The organism is Siculibacillus lacustris (assembly GCF_004328075.1).
Classification (GTDB): Bacteria; Pseudomonadota; Alphaproteobacteria; order Rhizobiales; family Ancalomicrobiaceae; genus Siculibacillus; species Siculibacillus lacustris.
This window is the reverse complement of the sequence record NZ_SJFN01000011.1, coordinates 88,451-103,044: the sequence shown is the minus strand read 5'-3', so window position 1 is coordinate 103,044 and position 14,594 is coordinate 88,451. Positions and strand designations below refer to the sequence as shown.

At 69.9% G+C, this 14,594-nt stretch carries 15 protein-coding genes; 1 reads left to right on the top strand and 14 read right to left on the bottom strand.

Going from position 1 to position 14,594, the window contains the following annotated elements; genetic code table 11:
- The first annotated feature begins 92 nt into the window (after positions 1-92).
- On the top strand, positions 93-2,621 hold the full coding sequence (locus EYW49_RS09390) for a cation-translocating P-type ATPase (RefSeq protein WP_131308726.1): 2,529 nt from the start codon (positions 93-95) through the stop codon (positions 2,619-2,621).
- A 3-nt stretch (positions 2,622-2,624) separates the two neighbouring features.
- On the opposite strand, the gene tgt is transcribed toward EYW49_RS09390, so the two are convergent.
- The 14 genes from tgt to EYW49_RS09320 all read right to left on the bottom strand — a co-directional run bounded on the left by tgt (position 2,625) and on the right by EYW49_RS09320 (position 14,540).
- Positions 2,625-3,791, bottom strand: a complete 1,167-nt coding sequence (gene tgt / locus EYW49_RS09385) for a tRNA guanosine(34) transglycosylase Tgt (RefSeq protein ID WP_131308723.1) — start codon at positions 3,789-3,791, stop codon at positions 2,625-2,627.
- Positions 3,788-4,870, bottom strand: a complete 1,083-nt coding sequence (queA, locus tag EYW49_RS09380) for a tRNA preQ1(34) S-adenosylmethionine ribosyltransferase-isomerase QueA (protein ID WP_131308720.1) — start codon at positions 4,868-4,870, stop codon at positions 3,788-3,790. The genes tgt and queA overlap by 4 nt, the downstream gene beginning before the upstream one ends.
- Positions 4,871-4,925: 55 nt before the next feature.
- On the bottom strand, positions 4,926-5,162 hold the full coding sequence (locus tag EYW49_RS09375) for a BrnA antitoxin family protein (protein ID WP_228259553.1): 237 nt from the start codon (positions 5,160-5,162) through the stop codon (positions 4,926-4,928).
- A complete protein-coding gene (locus tag EYW49_RS09370) occupies positions 5,152-5,439 on the bottom strand; it encodes a BrnT family toxin (protein WP_131308714.1) in 288 nt (95 codons plus the stop codon). The genes EYW49_RS09375 and EYW49_RS09370 overlap by 11 nt, the downstream gene beginning before the upstream one ends.
- Before the next feature lie 197 nt (positions 5,440-5,636).
- Positions 5,637-6,113 (bottom strand): peptidylprolyl isomerase, encoded by a 477-nt coding sequence (locus tag EYW49_RS09365; protein ID WP_131308711.1) that lies wholly within the window; start codon positions 6,111-6,113, stop codon positions 5,637-5,639.
- 138 nt (positions 6,114-6,251) lie between these two features.
- Complete coding sequence (locus EYW49_RS09360) at positions 6,252-6,632, bottom strand: TfoX/Sxy family protein (protein WP_131308708.1); 381 nt, start codon at positions 6,630-6,632, stop codon at positions 6,252-6,254.
- Between the two features lie 4 nt (positions 6,633-6,636).
- A complete protein-coding gene (locus tag EYW49_RS09355) occupies positions 6,637-7,302 on the bottom strand; it encodes a LysE family translocator (protein WP_131308705.1) in 666 nt (221 codons plus the stop codon).
- Positions 7,303-7,413: 111 nt separating this feature from the next.
- Positions 7,414-7,776 carry a HesB/IscA family protein gene (locus tag EYW49_RS09350; RefSeq protein WP_131308702.1) on the bottom strand — a complete coding sequence of 121 codons (363 nt, stop codon included), beginning with the start codon at positions 7,774-7,776 and terminating at the stop codon, positions 7,414-7,416.
- Between the two features lie 20 nt (positions 7,777-7,796).
- Entirely contained in the window at positions 7,797-8,183 is a 387-nt protein-coding gene (locus EYW49_RS09345) for an SUF system Fe-S cluster assembly protein (protein WP_131308699.1), read from the bottom strand.
- 56 nt (positions 8,184-8,239) lie between these two features.
- A complete protein-coding gene (locus EYW49_RS09340) occupies positions 8,240-9,481 on the bottom strand; it encodes a cysteine desulfurase (RefSeq protein ID WP_131308696.1) in 1,242 nt (413 codons plus the stop codon).
- Positions 9,478-10,830, bottom strand: a complete 1,353-nt coding sequence (sufD, locus tag EYW49_RS09335; RefSeq protein WP_131308693.1) for a Fe-S cluster assembly protein SufD — start codon at positions 10,828-10,830, stop codon at positions 9,478-9,480. Before sufD ends, EYW49_RS09340 begins: the two co-directional genes overlap by 4 nt.
- 10 nt (positions 10,831-10,840) lie before the next feature.
- Positions 10,841-11,596 (bottom strand): Fe-S cluster assembly ATPase SufC, encoded by a 756-nt coding sequence (gene sufC / locus EYW49_RS09330; protein ID WP_131308690.1) that lies wholly within the window; start codon positions 11,594-11,596, stop codon positions 10,841-10,843.
- A gap of 237 nt (positions 11,597-11,833) precedes the next feature.
- Positions 11,834-13,303 carry a Fe-S cluster assembly protein SufB gene (gene sufB / locus EYW49_RS09325; RefSeq protein ID WP_131308687.1) on the bottom strand — a complete coding sequence of 490 codons (1,470 nt, stop codon included), beginning with the start codon at positions 13,301-13,303 and terminating at the stop codon, positions 11,834-11,836.
- A gap of 85 nt (positions 13,304-13,388) precedes the next feature.
- The gene (locus tag EYW49_RS09320) at positions 13,389-14,540 is read right to left on the bottom strand and encodes a cysteine desulfurase family protein (RefSeq protein WP_131308684.1); all 1,152 of its coding nucleotides are present in this window, start codon (positions 14,538-14,540) and stop codon (positions 13,389-13,391) included.
- Positions 14,541-14,594 lie beyond the last annotated feature (54 nt).

The window sequence follows — 14,594 nt, the reverse complement described above, 5'->3', positions numbered from 1 at the left end:
GCCGTTGCGACTGGAACGTCACCCGATCGGACCGCCATCCGTGCTAGGTTGAGGCGTCCCGGCCCCACCGGGACGCCAGCCTGGACGACGCCATGGCCGATGACAGCGCCGTCGATCCCTCCCGCGGATTGACCGGACCCGAGGCTGCCGCCCGTCTCGCCGCCGAAGGCGCCAACGAGCTTCCCGCCGCCGGGCGCCGCGACATCCTGCGGATCGTCCTGGAGGTGCTGCGCGAACCGATGCTGGCCCTGCTGATCGGCGGCGGGGTGATCTATTCGATCCTCGGCAGTCTCGCCGAAGCGCTGGTGCTCCTGGTCTTCGCCGGCCTGTCGGTGGCGATCACCGTGGTCCAGGAGAGCCGTACCGAGCGGGTGCTCGAGGCGCTCCGCGATCTGTCGGCGCCCCAGGCGCGGGTGGTGCGCGACGGCGCGGTCCGCCTGATCGCCGGCCGCGAGGTGGTGCGCGGCGACATTCTGGTGCTCGCCGACGGCGACCGCATCGCCGCCGACGCGGTGATCGTCGACGGCTGGGAGCTCGAGGTCGACGAGTCGTTGCTGACCGGCGAGTCGGTGGCGGTGCACAAGCGCCCCGCCGCGGCGGACGAGGCCCTGGTCGCCCGCCGTCCCGGCGGCGCCGATCTGCCCAACGTCTATGCCGGCACCTTCGTGGTGCGGGGCCAAGGCCGCGCTCAGGTGATCGCCACCGGACCGGCCGGCGAGATCGGCCGCATCGGCAAGTCCCTCGACGAACTCACCACCGAACCGCCGCGCCTGCGGCAGCAGATGCTGGTGATCGTGCGCTGGTGCGCCATCGGCGGCGGCGGCGTCGCGCTGGCCGTGGTGGGGCTCTACGGCCTGTTGCGCGGCAGTTGGCTCGACGCGCTGCTCGCCGGCATCGCCATCGGCATGTCGATGCTGCCGGAGGAGTTTCCGGTGGTCCTCACCGTGTTCCTGGCGATGGGCGCCCGCCGCATCTCCGAGGCCCGGGTGCTGACCCGCCGCGCCGCGGCGATCGAGACCCTCGGCTCGGCGACCGTGCTGTGCACCGACAAGACCGGCACGCTGACCCGCAACCGCATGACCATCGCCGAACTGCACCCCGACGGCCGGGCGGCGGCCGCCGCCGAGGACGATGCCGCGGCGCTGGCGCTCGTCGCCTGTGGTCGCCTCGCCTCGTCGGTCGATCCGACCGACCCGATGGAAAAGGCCTTCTTCGCCCATCCGCTCGCTGCCGCGGCGACCCCGGCCGAGCGACCGCTCCACACCTGGGGCATCAGCCGCGACCTTCTGGCGGTGACCAACCTGTGGCCGCGCGCCGCGGGTGCCCCCGGCTTCCGCCTCGCCGCCAAGGGCGCGCCGGAGGCGATCGCCGGCCTGTGCCGCCTCCCCGAGGCCGCTCGCACCGAAATCCGCGCCACCGTCGAGACCATGGCCGCCGCCGGCCTGCGGGTGCTCGGCGTGGCCGAGGCCGAGACCGACGGGATCGCGCGGCCGGCGGCCCCCGGCGACGTCGCCTTCGCGTTCCTCGGGCTGGTCGGCCTCGCCGACCCCTTGCGCGAGGGGGTGCCGGCGGCGGTCGCCGAATGCCGCGCCGCCGGGATCCGGGTGGTGATGATCACCGGCGACCATCCCGCGACCGCCCGCGCCATCGCCGCCGGCGCCGGCATCGGCGCCGAGCGGGTGGTCACCGGCACCGAGATGTCCGAGATGTCGGACGCCGATCTCGCCCTCCGGGTGCGCGACACCTCGGTCTTCGCCCGCATCCTGCCGGAACAGAAGCTGCGCATCGTCGAGGCCCTGAAGAGCGACGGCGAAGTGGTCGGGATGACCGGCGACGGCGTCAACGATGCCCCGTCGCTGAAGGCCGCCCACATCGGCATCGCCATGGGCGGGCGCGGCACCGACGTCGCCCGTCAGGCCGCGTCGATGGTCCTGCTCGACGACGATTTCGGCTCGATCGTCCGGGCGATCCGGCTCGGCCGTCGCATCTACGACAATCTGCGCAAGGCGATGGGCTTCATCTTCGCCATCCATGTGCCGATCGCCGGCCTCGCCCTGATGCCGCTGATGCTCGGTTTGCCGCTGCTGTTCGGACCGATGCACATCGCGGTGCTGGAGATGGTGATCGATCCGGTGTGCTCGCTGGTGTTCGAGGCCGAGATCGAAGAGGCCAACGTCATGAAGCGGCCGCCGCGCGATCCCGCGGCGCCGCTGTTCTCGATCCCGCTGGTGGTGTGGAGCGTGCTGCAGGGCGTGCTGGCCTTCGCCACGGTGGCGGCGATCACTCTCTTCGCCCTCCATCGCGGCATGCCCGAGACGGAAGTCCGGGCGCTCGCCTTCTTCTCGCTGATCATGGCGCTGATCGGGCTGGCGCTGGTCAACCGCAGCTTCGGCACCTCGCTGGTGACCGCGCTGATCCGGCCCAACGCCGCGCTGATCGCCGTGCTGGTCGGCATCGCGGCGATCGCGGCGGTGACCCTGACCTGGCCGCCGGCGAGCCGGCTGTTCCGCTTCGGCCCGCTGCACGGCGACGATCTTCTGGTGACGCTCGCCGCCGGTGCCCTGGTGCTGGTGGTGCTCGAAGGGCTCAAGCGGCCGTTCCGGGCGCGCTTCGCGGCGTGAGATTCACAGCGCGGCGATGTCGCCGCGCGCCCAGTCGGCCTCGATCTGCGCCTTCACTTCCGCGAAGCGGCCGGTCTCGATCGCCACCCGCAGCTCGGCCATCAGGCTCTGGTAATAGGCGACGTTGACGTGGGTCAGCAGCATCGCGCCGAGCGCCTCGCCGGTGCGCACCAGATGGTGGAGATAGGCCCGCGACCAGTCGCGCGCCGCCGGGCAATCGGAGGCCGCGTCGAGCGGTCGGGGATCGTCGGCGTGGCGGGCGTTGCGCAGATTGACCTTGCCGTAGCGGGTATAGGCGAGCCCATGCCGGCCGGCCCGGGTCGGCATCACGCAGTCGAACATGTCGATGCCGCGGGCGACGCCGCCGAGGATGTCCTGCGGCGTGCCGACCCCCATCAGATAGCGCGGCCGGTCGGCCGGCAGGGCCGGGGCGGTCGCCTCGATCACCCGGAACATCACCTCCTGCGGCTCGCCGACCGCCAGGCCGCCGAGCGCATAGCCGTCGAAGCCGATCTCCACCAGCCCGGCCGCGGAGCGGGCGCGGAGCTCCTCGTCGTCGCCGCCCTGGACGATGCCGAACAGGCCGTGGCCGCGGCGCCCGAAGAACGCCGCCTTGGAGCGCGCCGCCCAGCGCAGGCTGAGCTCCATCGCCCGTTCCATCTCGCGCCGGTCGGCCGGCAGGGCGACACATTCGTCGAGCTGCATCTGGATGTCCGAGCCGAGCAGACCCTGGATTTCCAGCGATCGCTCCGGCGTCAACTCGTGGCGCGAGCCGTCGACGTGGCTCTGGAAGGTGACGCCCTTCTCGGTGATTTTTCTGAGCTTGGCGAGCGACATGACCTGGAAGCCGCCGGAATCGGTGAGGATCGGATGGGGCCAGTTCATGAAGCGGTGCAGGCCCCCCTGCCCCGCCACCCGCTCGGCGCCGGGGCGCAGCATCAGGTGATAGGTGTTGCCGAGCAGGATGTCGGCACCGGTCGCGCGCACCTGCTCGGGATAGAGGCACTTGACCGTGCCGAGCGTGCCCACCGGCATGAAGGCCGGGGTGCGGATCTCGCCGTGGGCGGTCGTCACCGTGCCGCGCCGCGCGGTGCCGTCGGTGGCGTGTAGCGCGAAGCCGAAGGCCGGCGCTTCGGAAGGGGCCGCGTCGGGACGGGTGAGTTCGGTCATGTCGGATCCGGAAACAACAGCGAGGCGTCGCCGTAGGAATAGAAGCGGTAGCCGGTGGCGACCGCATGGGCATAGGCCGCGCGCATGCGGTCGAGCCCGGAGAAGGCCGAGACCAGCATGAACAGCGTCGAGCGCGGCAGGTGGAAGTTGGTCATCAAGGCGTCGACCGAGCGCACCCGCCGGCCGGGCGTGATGAAGATGTCGGTGGCCCCCGACCACGGCGCGAGCCGCCCGGCTTCGTCGCAGGCGCTCTCGAGGATCCGGAGCGAAGTGGTGCCGACCGCGACGATCCGCCCGCCGCGCGCCCGCACCGCATTGAGTGCCGCCGCGGTGTCGGCGCCGAGCGTGCCGCTCTCGAAATGCATCTTGTGATCGGCGGTATCGTCGACCTTGACCGGCAGGAAGGTGCCGGCGCCGACGTGGAGGGTGACGAAGTGCCGTTCGACCCCGAGGGCGGCGAGCCGGTCCATCAGCGCCGGCGTGAAGTGCAGCCCGGCGGTCGGCGCCGCCACCGCCCCCTCTTCGCGGGCGTAGATGGTCTGGTAGTCGCGGGTATCGGCGTCATCGGCCTTGCGCCGCGCCGAGATGTAGGGCGGCAGCGGCATGCTGCCGAGCGCCCGGATCGCCGCGTCGAGATCGGGTCCGGCGAGATCGAAGGCGAGATCGACCACCCCGTCGTCGTCCTTGGCGGTGACGCTGGCCCAGGCCTCGCCGAGCTGGCAGGCGGAGCCGGTCGCCCCGAACAGCACCCGGTCGCCGGCCTTCAGGCGTTTGCCCGGCCGCGCGAAGGCCCGCCAGTGCGAGGCATCGACCCGTTCGATCAGGTTGAAGGCGACGCCGGCGCGCGCCTCTTCGCGGATGCGGACGCCGTGGAGTTCGGCCGGGATCACCCGCGTGTCGTTGAACACCAGGGCGTCGCCGGCGCGCAGCCAGGACGGCAGGTCGGCGACAGTGGCGTCGACGAGCGGTGGCTCCGCGCCCGGCCGGACGACGAGCAGCCGCGCGCTCTCCCGCGGCGAGGCGGGGCGCAGGGCGATGCTTTCCGGCGGAAGTTCGAAATCGAAGAGGTCGACGCGCATCGGGGTGTCTTACCCGAAGCAGGGGCCGAAAAGCCAGCGCCTCCCGCCCCGGCCCTCACCCGGCCTCGGGGTGCGCCGCCAGCCAGTCCTTCAGCGCCGCGTCGATCCGCGTCTGCCAGCCGCGGCCGCCGGCCTTGAACCGGGCGACGACGTCGGCCGACAGGCGGATGTTGACCGCGACCTTGGGGGTGGCGGATTTCGGCCGGCCGCGCCGGATCAGCGTCTCGCCGACGTAGAGATCGGCGCGCTCGAACATCTCGTCGGTCCACTCCGGCGCGTCGTCAGGATCCACCCATTCGCCGGAGGGCTTCTTCGAAACGCCTGCGTTCCCGGTCATTGGCATACCTCATCGAAATGATCCGGCGGCTCTCGCCGCGCGCCGTCCACACCACCGACACCATCCGCAGACGCAGAAAGCCGAAAGTGGCGATCCGCACCTCGCCGTAGTCGAAGCGTCGGTCCGGGATGTCGAAATGCACGCCGTCGAAGACCAGCGCGGCGTCGGCGAAATCGAGGCCGCGCTCGGCGAGCGTGGCGTCGCGCTTGGCGGGATCCCAGGTGATCTCCACGATCGACCTCCGCGAAGATTAGGCCGACTCCGATTAAATGTCACTACAAGAATGGAGCGCCCGACCGAATCTCGCGCCGGGCGCGGGAAAAAGCAATCGCAGATTGCAGAATTCACGCACTCCAAAAGCAAACGGCCGGAGCGTGAGGCTCCGGCCGTCGCAGGACTCGCATCGGCAGGCGCCGCGGCGCCCTCGGCTCACGCCGCGATGTCGGCCAACACCTTGACCGAGATCATCTTGTCGGGATCCTTGACCGGCTCGCCGCGCTTGATCTTGTCGACGTTCTCCATGCCTTCGACCACCGCGCCCCACACCGTGTACTGACGGTTGAGGAAGCCGGCATCGCCGAAGCAGATGAAGAACTGCGAATTGGCCGAATTCGGGCTCTGGGCGCGGGCCATCGAGGCGGTGCCGCGGACATGCGGCTCGGCGTTGAATTCGGCGGGCAGGTTCGGGTACTTCGAGCCGCCGGTGCCGGTGCCGTTCGGGCAGCCGGTCTGGGCCATGAAGCCCTCGATCACCCGATGGAACACGATGCCGTCGTAGAAGCCTTCACGCACCAGGGTCTTGATGTGGGCGACGTGCTTGGGGGCGAGGTCCGGACGCATGGCGATCACCACGCGGCCCTTGGTGGTTTCGATGACGAGGGTGTTTTCCGGGTCGAGATCGCTCATGTGGCTCGGTCCTTGGTTCGTGTGTCCCGTCTCGCGGGTCGCCGTCACGGCGGCACCTCGCGAGGCCGCCCGCCTTATCGACCGAAACCGCCATCGGGGCAACCACGCAAGTCGCAGGATCTCGCCGGCGACCGCCGATCACTCGACCGGAAACGCCGGGCGCCGCGCCCGCCGCCGCGGTTCGGCCGCCGCCAGCGCGGTGCGTCGGGCCGCGGCGATCGCCGCCTGCGCCCGCTCGGCGAAGGCGTCAGGGTCGTCGAACACCTCTTCCGGCGCCCGGGCATAGCTCATCACCGTGCGCCGCCCGCCCTTGGTGGTGTAGGCGAAGCGCTCGAGCCCCCGCGCCTCGTAGAAGCCGGCGCTCTCGTCGTCGACCTTGAAGTGCAACACGTCGCCGGCGACCAGCGCGAACATCCGCCCCTCGGCCATCAGGCCCCAACCGCCGAACATCCGCTTGAAGGCGACCGGCCCGAGCGGCTCGCAGAACTCGCGCAACAATTCGATGGTGCCGTCGTCCATGGCCTCACCCCCGGATGCCGAACCAGCCGGCGATGTCGACCGCCGCCGGCCACAGCGACACGATCAGCAGCGCCGCCATGGTCACGTTGAAGATTCGAAGCCGCATCGGCTCGCGCAGGAACCGCGCCACCAGACTGCCGAAGGCCGCCCACTGGACGGTCGAGATCACCCCGGTGATCAGGGTGACACCGAACAGCAGCGCCGCTCCGCCGATCGCCGTATAGCTCTCGGGCACGTAGACCGACACCGCCGAGATGGCGATGATCCAGGCCTTGACGTTGACCCATTGGAAGGCGACCGCCGCGAGGAAGCTCATCGGCCGCGCCGACGAGCGCGGACGGCCATCCGCGGCGTCGGGGGCACTCGGGCCGATCTCGACGCCGACCGGCGCCGCGGCGATCTTCCAGGCGAGCCACAGGAGATAGACGACGCCGATCACCTCGATCACGTCGTGGATCCGCGGTTCGGCGCGAAACGCCGAGCCGAGCCCCAGCGCCACCGCCGCCATCATCACCGGAAAGCCGATCGACACCCCGGCCATGTGCGGCACGGTGCGCCGGAAGCCGAAATTGACCCCGGAAGCGAGCAACATGACGTTGTTCGGCCCCGGCGTGCAGGCCGAGATCAGCGAGAACAGGAACAGAGCGACGAAGGGATCGGCTGCGGACATGGCGGTTCTCGACCCCGACGATCAGGTCAGGATTGCTGACATGAGGCCCGCACGCGGTCAAGGCGCCGCCACACGCCACCGCGGCAGAGCGCGGAAGCGCCGCTGCTCGCCTCACACCTTGGCGGGTTCGATCGCCACCGATTCGCCGCAGCCGCAGGCCGAGACCTGGTTGGGGTTCTCGAACACGAAGGTCGAGGCCATCTTGGTGGTCTGGAAGTCGACCGTGGTGCCGAGCAGGAACAGCGTCGCCGACGGGTCGACGAACACCTGGACGCCGTCGATGGCGACCACGTCGTCGCGCGGATCGGGCGTCTCGACCATCGTGAAGGTGTAGGTCATGCCGGCGCAGCCGCCCTTCTCGAGGCCGAGCCGCAACCCGGCGAGCGGCGTCGCCGAGGCGGCGACGATCGCCTTGACCCGGGCCACCGCGGCATCGGTCAGCTTGACCACCGGAAGATCACCGAACAGTCCCATTCCTCGTCCTCTCTGGTCGCTCAATACATGTCGAGGGCGATGCGCGCCTCGTCCGACATGCGCGTCTGGTCCCACGGCGGATCGAACACCATCGCCACCGTGACTTCGTTGACGCCCGGTACCGCCGACACGGCATTCTTGACCCATTCGGGCATCTCGCCGGCCACCGGGCAGCCCGGCGCGGTCAGCGTCATGTCGATCGCGATGTTGCGATCGTCGTCGATGTCGACCTTGTAGATCAGACCGAGCTCGTAGATGTCGGCCGGAATCTCCGGGTCGTAGACGGTCTTCAGGGCGCCGACGATGTCGTCGGTCAACCGTGCCAGTTCCATCGGCGGGATCGCCGAGCCGCCGGAGGTGGTCACCGCGGCGGGTCCCGCCGAGAAGTCCGGTTCTGCTGAGTCCATCGTCCGCCCCCTGGCGATCGGTCCCGCGTCGACGACGCGGGGAGCTTGTGGGAAGGTCACGAGAAGAAGGCCTGGGCCCGGGCGAGGCCTTCGACCAGCTGGTCGACCTCGTCGCGGGTATTGTAGAGGCCGAACGACGCCCGGCAGGTCGACGACACGCCGTAGCGCTTCAGCAGCGGCTGGGCGCAGTGGGTGCCGGCCCTGACCGCGATGCCGTAGCGATCGAGGATGGTCGCGACGTCGTGGGCATGGGCCCCGGTCATCTCGAAGGCGACGATCGCCCCCTTGCCCGGGGCATTGCCGAAGATCCGCACCGAATTGAGGCTCGACAGCCGGCGATGGGCATAGGCCGCGAGATCCGCCTCGTGCGCGGCGATCGCCGCCCGCCCGAGCTTCTCCATGTAGCGCAGCGCCGCGCCGAGCCCGGCGGCTTCGACGATCGGCGGCGTGCCGGCCTCGAAGCGCTGCGGTGGCGCGCCGTAGGTCACCCGGTCCTCGGCGACCTCGAGGATCATCTCGCCGCCGCCCAGGAACGGCGGCATCGCCGCGAGCACTTCGGTCTTGCCGTAGAGCGCGCCGATGCCGGTCGGCCCATAGAGCTTGTGGCCGGTGATGCAGTAGAAGTCGCAGTCGAGATCGACCACGTCGACCGGCAGATGCACCGCGCCCTGGCTGCCGTCGACCAGCACCTTGGCGCCGACCGCATGGGCGAGGCGGGCGACCTCCTTGACCGGCACCACCGTGCCGGTGACGTTGGACATGTGGGTGATCGCCACGATCCTGGTCCGCGGCGACAGCAGCTTCTCGAACTCGTCGAGGAGGAAGCTGCCGTCGTCGGCGATCGGCGCCCACTTGATCACCGCGCCCTTGCGTTCCCGAAGAAAATGCCAGGGCACGATGTTGGAATGATGTTCGAGAATCGACAGGATGATCTCGTCACCCTCGCCGATCGACTGACCGAGCGAATTGGCGACCAGATTGATCGCCTCGGTCGACGACTTGGTGAACACGATCTCGTCGACGGACGCCGCACCGATGAAGCCGCGCACGATCTCGCGGGCGCCTTCGTAGGCCTCGGTCGCGGCATTGGCGAGGTGATGCAGACCGCGATGGACGTTGGCGTAGCGCCGGCTCATCACGTCGACCATCTCGTCCATCACAGCCTTCGGCTTCTGGGCCGAGGCGCCGTTGTCGAGATAGACCAGCGGATGGTCGTTGACCGTGGTGGCGAGGATCGGGAAGTCGCGGCGCACCGCCTCGACGTCGTAGGTCGCGATCGGACCGGCGTTCACGTTCATGCGCTTCTCTCCCGTCCGTCGATCCACGCCTCGACGTCGGCCTCGATCACCGCGCGCACCGGCTCGCTGGCGACGGCATCGGTGACTTCGCCGAGGAAGGCGCGGATCAACAGCTTCTCGGTCTCGGCGGCGGGGATGCCGCGGCTCATCAGATAGAACTTCAGCGCGTCGTCGAGCGCCCCGACGGTGGCGCCATGGGCGCAGGCGACGTCGTCGGCGAAGATCTCGAGCTCGGGCTTGGCCATCGCCTCGGCGCGATCGGAGAGCAGCACGGCGTGCGCCCCCATCCGGCCGTCGGTGCCCTGGGCGACCGGATCGACGCGGATCCGCCCCTGGAACACCGAGCGCGCCTCGTCGTCGACCGCCGACTTGTAGAGTTCGCGGCTGACCGCGTCCTCGCCGACGTGATCGACCACCAGCGTCGCATCGGCGTGCGCCCGGCCGCGCACCAGCGTGGCGCCGCGCGAGGTCAGTTGCGTCCGCGCGCCGAGCCGGGCGAAGACCTGGGTGCGGGCGAGCCGCGCACCCAACGTCACCACCGTGTGGTCGAGGACAGCGTCGTCGGCGACCGCCACCGCGAGCGTCGAGAAGCGCATCGCCTGGTCGCCCTCGCACTGGCGATCGACCAGCGACAGGGTCGCGCCGGCGCCGATCGTCGCCTCCGTCAGGCCATGGGCATGGATCTCGACGCCGTCGGGGCTGGCGTGGGTCTCGAGGACCTCGGCCGCGCCGCCGTCGCCGACCACGATCAGGTGGCGGACATGGGCCGACACCGACGCGCCGGAGGCGAGATGGCGGATCTCCAGCGGCCGGGCCATCCGCGTGCCGGGGGCGACCCGCAGCACCACGCCGTCGGTGTAGAAGGCGCAGGCCAGCGCCACCAGCGGATCGGCCGCCGCGCCGCCGTCGGCGAGGCGCTCGCCGAGCCCGTCGAGGCCGCGGCCGGCGAGCTGCCGCCCGCCGAGCAGGCCGGCGCCGACCGAGGATACGCTCACGCCGTCGCCGAGGCCGGCGAGATCGGACAAATCGGGGCAGAACCAGCCGTCGACGAGCACGAAGCGCGCCGCACCGGCCGCCGCGAAGGCGTCGACCCCGGCGGCGAGCGCGGTGGCGCGGGCGACCTCCGGGCTCGGCCGGCGCGCCGGCTCGGGCGCCGCGGTGACCAGAGTGTGCAGGTCGGTGAAGTGATAGGCCTCGATCCGCCGATGCGGCAGACCGTCGGTGGCGAAGCGCGCGAAGGCCTCGGAGCGACCGGCTCCGGGCAGATCGGCACGCACCGCCGCGAAGGCGGCGTCGATCGCGGTTTCGGCGCGGGTCCGGCGTTTCAGCGCGGCGGGAACCAGGGTCATGTCCGCTCCTTCACGCCGCTTCTTCGGCGAAGTCGGCATAGCCCTTCGCCTCGAGTTCGAGCGCCAGCTCCGGCCCGCCCGACTTGACGATCCGGCCCTTGGCGAGCACGTGGACGAAGTCCGGCACGATGTGGTCGAGCAGGCGCTGGTAATGGGTGATCACCACGAAGGCGCGGTCCGGCGAGCGCAACCCGTTGACGCCCTCGGCGACGACCTTCAGCGCGTCGATGTCGAGGCCGGAATCGGTCTCGTCGAGGATGCACAATTTCGGCTGCAGGATCGCCATCTGCAGGATCTCATTGCGCTTCTTCTCGCCGCCGGAGAAGCCGACGTTGACCGGCCGCTTCAGCATGTCCTGGGAGATCTCCAGGCGGCCGGCGGCGCCGCGCAGCAGGCGCATGAAGTCCGGCGTCGAGATCTCGCCCTCGCCGCGGGCGCGGCGCTGGGCGTTGAGCGCCGCCTTGAGGAAGGTGACGTTGCCGACCCCGGGGATCTCGACCGGATACTGGAAGGCCAGGAACACCCCGGCCGCGGCGCGCGCCGCGGGATCGAGGCCGAGGAGGTCGACGCCGTCGAGGGTGGCGGTGCCTTCGGTGACGAGATAGCCGGGCTTGCCCGCCAGCACGTGGCTGAGCGTCGACTTGCCGGCGCCGTTCGGCCCCATGATCGCGTGGATCTCGCCGGGCTTCACCACGAGGTCGAGCCCGCGCAGGATCTCGCGACCCTCGGATTCGATCTCGGCATGGAGGTTGGTGATTTCGAGCATCGCGTCGTCCTTTCGTCGCGATCGCAATCGGCGATCCAGCGAATTCATGTGTTCTTTCGCCCACCTCGCCACGTCGTCCCTCCCCCCTTGTGGGGGAGGGACAGGGAGGGGGGTATGCGGCGCCCCATTCGATCGCTGCGGAGGAGGAGAGCTCTCACCCCCCTCTCTGTCTCTCCCCCACAAGGGGGGAGAGGACCACCCCTCAGAGGCTCGAGACGAAGGCGACGCAGAGGTCGGTCATCCCACGCTGCCCTCGAGGCTGACCCCGATCAGCTTCTGGGCTTCGACCGCGAATTCCATCGGCAGCTGCTGGAGCACGTCGCGGACGAAGCCGTTGACGATCAGCGCCACCGCCTCCTCCGCCGAGAGCCCGCGCGAGATGCAGTAGAACAGCTGGTCGTCGGAGATCTTCGAGGTGGTCGCCTCGTGCTCGACCTTGGCCGACGGCGTCCGGCTCTCGATGTAGGGCACGGTGTGGGCGCCGCAGCCCTGGCCGATCAGCAGACTGTCGCAGTTGGTGAAGGAACGCGCGCCGGTCGCCTTGCGGTTGACCGAAACCTGACCGCGATAGGTGTTCTGCGAATGGCCCGCCGAGATGCCCTTGGAGACGATGCGGCTCTTGGTGTTCTTGCCGAGGTGCAGCATCTTGGTGCCGCTGTCGACCTGCTGGCGGCCGTTGGACACGGCGATCGACCAGAACTCGCCCTGCGAATCGTCGCCGCGCAGGATGCAGCTCGGATATTTCCAGGTGATCGCCGAGCCGGTCTCGACCTGGGTCCAGGAGATCTTGGAGCGGTCGCCGCGGCAGTCGCCACGCTTGGTGACGAAGTTGTAGATGCCGCCCTTGCCGTCCTTGTCGCCGGGGTACCAGTTCTGGACCGTCGAGTATTTGATCTCGGCGTCGTCCATGGCGATCAGCTCGACCACCGCGGCGTGCAGCTGATTCTCGTCGCGCTGCGGCGCGGTGCAACCCTCGAGGTAACTGACGTAGGAGCCCTTCTCGGCGATGATCAGGGTGCGCTCGAACTGGCCGGTGTTGCGCTCGTTGATCCGGAAATAGGTCGACAGCTCCATCGGGCAACGCACGCCCTCGGGGATGTAGACGAAGGATCCGTCCGAGAACACGGCGGAATTCAGAGTCGCGTAATAATTGTCGGTGACCGGCACGACCGAGCCGATGTACTTCCGCACGAGCTCGGGATGCTCACGCATCGCCTCGGAGATCGAACAGAAGATCACGCCCTTCTTGGCGAGCTCTTCCCGGAACGTGGTGACCACCGAGACCGAATCGAACACCGCGTCGACGGCGATCTTGGCGCCCTCGACCCCGGCCAGAACCGCCTGTTCCCTCAACGGGATGCCGAGCTTCTCATAGACCTTGAGCAGCTCCGGATCGACCTCGTCGAGGCTCTTGGGTCCGGCGGTGCTCTTCGGCGCGGAATAGTAATAGATCTCCTGGAAGTCGATCTGCGGGTATTCGACCCGCGCCCAGGTCGGCTCGTCCATGGTCAGCCAACGCCGGTAGGCGTCGAGGCGCCACTCGAGCATCCACTCCGGTTCGTTCTTCTTGGCGGAGATGAAGCGGACGACGTCTTCGCCCAGCCCCTTGCGCGCACGATCCGACGCGATGTCGGATTCGAAGCCGTACTTGTATTGATCGACGTCGATCGCCCGGACCTGGTCGACCGTTTCCTTCACAGCAGCCATCTTGCTCTCTTTTCGCAGCGCGGTTTCAAGGACCGCGGGTTCGAGAAGCCGTCGTCACTCTAGTCCATCTCGGCGCGGCCGTCGCTCACGTTCGCGCCAACCGTCCCATCACCTCGGCCCAGGTCGCGACCAGGCGTTCGAGATCGGCGCGGGTCGTCTCCCGCCCCAGCGAGATCCGGATCCCCGAGCGGATCAGATCCGCCCCCAATCCCATCGCCTGCGCGACGTGGCTCGGTCCGACCTTGCCCGACGAACAGGCCGAGCCGGCCGATACCGCGATGCCTTCGAGATCGAAGGCGATCACCGCCGTCTCCGCCGCGACCCCCGGCACCGCCACCATGGTGGTGTTGGCGATGCGCGGCGCACCGGCGCCGAAGACTTTCACATCGCCAGATATAATACGCAACTGCGTCTCCAACCAGTCCCGCTTCTCAACTGTCTGCGTAATTTCCCGTATGCCAGCCCGCGCCGCCGCCGCGGCGACCCCGAAGGCGACGATTCCGGGGGTGTTCTGGGTGCCGGCGCGGCGGTTGGATTCCTGGCCGCCGCCGGGCAGCAACGGCGCCAACTCGAGGTCGGGCCGCCTGAGCAGAAGCGCGCCGACGCCCGGTAATCCGCCGATCTTGTGGGCCGACAGCGACAGCATGTCGACGTCGAGGGCGGGATCGTCGAGGGCGATGCGCCCGGCCGCCTGGACCGCGTCACAATGCAGCAGTGCGCCGGCCGCATGGACGAGGCCGGCGATCTCGGCGATCGGCTGGATCACTCCGGTCTCGGAATTGGCCAGTTGCACCGCCACCAGCACCGTCTCGCCGGCGGCGCGACACTCGGCGAGGCGACGGGCGAGGTGGGCGCGATCGATCACCCCGTCGCCGTCGACCGGCAAGGGCTCGAGCGCTTGCGCCGCGAAACGGCCGCCGGCCAGCACCGAGGGGTGTTCGGTCGCCCCGACCAGCAGGCGGTCGACCCGGATCTCCGCCGCCCCGAGGCGCAGGCGCGGCGACAGCCCCGTGGCGTTGGCCTCGGTCGCGCCGGAGGTGAACACCACCCGGGCGGGGGCCACGCCGCCGAGCAGGGCCACCTCGCGCCGTGCCTCCTCGATCCGCCGCCGCGCGGCGCGGCCTTCGCCGTGCACCGACGACGGGTTGCCGCCGGCTTCGGCCGCCGCCACCGCCGCCGCGAGGGCATCGGCTCGGACCGGCGCACCGGCGTTGTGGTCGAGGTAGAGACGGGTCACGGCGGTACCGATCGGCGGGAGGAGGAGGACGCGGGCGGGGCGGCGGAGCGATCG

Bases quoted from the DNA above. Each gene is read 5' to 3' on its own strand.
- EYW49_RS09390 (WP_131308726.1), top strand. From the start codon at position 93: ATGGCCGATGACAGCGCCGTCGATCCCTCCCGCGGATTGACCGGACCC.
- tgt (WP_131308723.1), bottom strand. From the start codon at position 3,791: ATGACCGAACTCACCCGTCCCGACGCGGCCCCTTCCGAAGCGCCGGCC.
- queA (WP_131308720.1), bottom strand. From the start codon at position 4,870: ATGCGCGTCGACCTCTTCGATTTCGAACTTCCGCCGGAAAGCATCGCC.
- EYW49_RS09365 (WP_131308711.1), bottom strand. From the start codon at position 6,113: ATGAGCGATCTCGACCCGGAAAACACCCTCGTCATCGAAACCACCAAG.
- EYW49_RS09360 (WP_131308708.1), bottom strand. From the start codon at position 6,632: ATGGACGACGGCACCATCGAATTGTTGCGCGAGTTCTGCGAGCCGCTC.
- EYW49_RS09355 (WP_131308705.1), bottom strand. From the start codon at position 7,302: ATGTCCGCAGCCGATCCCTTCGTCGCTCTGTTCCTGTTCTCGCTGATC.
- EYW49_RS09350 (WP_131308702.1), bottom strand. From the start codon at position 7,776: ATGGGACTGTTCGGTGATCTTCCGGTGGTCAAGCTGACCGATGCCGCG.
- EYW49_RS09345 (WP_131308699.1), bottom strand. From the start codon at position 8,183: ATGGACTCAGCAGAACCGGACTTCTCGGCGGGACCCGCCGCGGTGACC.
- EYW49_RS09340 (WP_131308696.1), bottom strand. From the start codon at position 9,481: ATGAACGTGAACGCCGGTCCGATCGCGACCTACGACGTCGAGGCGGTG.
- sufD (WP_131308693.1), bottom strand. From the start codon at position 10,830: ATGACCCTGGTTCCCGCCGCGCTGAAACGCCGGACCCGCGCCGAAACC.
- sufC (WP_131308690.1), bottom strand. From the start codon at position 11,596: ATGCTCGAAATCACCAACCTCCATGCCGAGATCGAATCCGAGGGTCGC.
- sufB (WP_131308687.1), bottom strand. From the start codon at position 13,303: ATGGCTGCTGTGAAGGAAACGGTCGACCAGGTCCGGGCGATCGACGTC.